Source organism: Desulfuromonas acetoxidans DSM 684 (genome assembly GCF_000167355.1).
Taxonomy (GTDB): domain Bacteria; phylum Desulfobacterota; class Desulfuromonadia; order Desulfuromonadales; family Desulfuromonadaceae; genus Desulfuromonas; species Desulfuromonas acetoxidans.
Genome location: NZ_AAEW02000023.1, coordinates 37,838 through 38,494, shown reverse-complemented (window position 1 = coordinate 38,494; position 657 = coordinate 37,838). Strand labels below are relative to the sequence as shown.

The 657-nt window shown below is 48.9% G+C and carries 1 protein-coding gene; it reads right to left on the bottom strand.

Annotated features, from left to right (window positions below):
- Window positions 1–470: 470 nt before the first annotated feature.
- Window positions 471–657 (bottom strand): hypothetical protein (locus tag DACE_RS18740; protein WP_238326433.1); only part of this gene is annotated, 187 nt, incomplete at its 5' end.

Below are 657 nucleotides of genomic sequence, written 5' to 3'. Positions count from 1 at the left end.
CTAAGGTAATAAGGAGATTAGAGCAGGGAGAGGTCTTAGAAAATAAAAGGAAAGGACCCTGTGATTTAAGTGGATGTGTTTGGAGAGAAAAAGAAAATATATGTGTGGCCAATTGGCCATTTCTTAGCGTCTTGGGAGAAGAGCCCCGGGGGAAAGGCGTATAAAGAGAGATTTTTTCAGGGGGCGAAGGGGGAATTGAATTTTAGGCCCCCCCTGTATTATTCTAGAGGCCGGTTAAAAAAGCGGAAAATTTAAAGGGATTTGGTTTTTAAAGAGGAAAACGGCCGGGAGAAATGGTTTAAAGGAGCCGTTTGATTGGGGCCGGTTTTTATAATCGGAGAATTGGGTGGGGAAAACGACGGATTATATTTTATGGGCAAAGAAAAGGGATAGGGGGAAATTGGATCGACAAATTCGGCATCTGGACAAAACGGGATTGGGATAATGCGGGGATCATGGACCCGGGTCAGTCAGGCCGCGGTGGGGAAAGGGCGGGGTTTCTGATCGGTTGGCACCGTCACCGTGGAGAACGAAGAGGGGGTGACGAGAAGGTTTTGTCCTTTGTCGGTGTCGATGAAATCGATTCGGCACGAGACGGAATCAGGCTGGGTTTCACCCATGGGGGCGGGCTTTGCTGGGCAGCAGTGAAGGTGATGC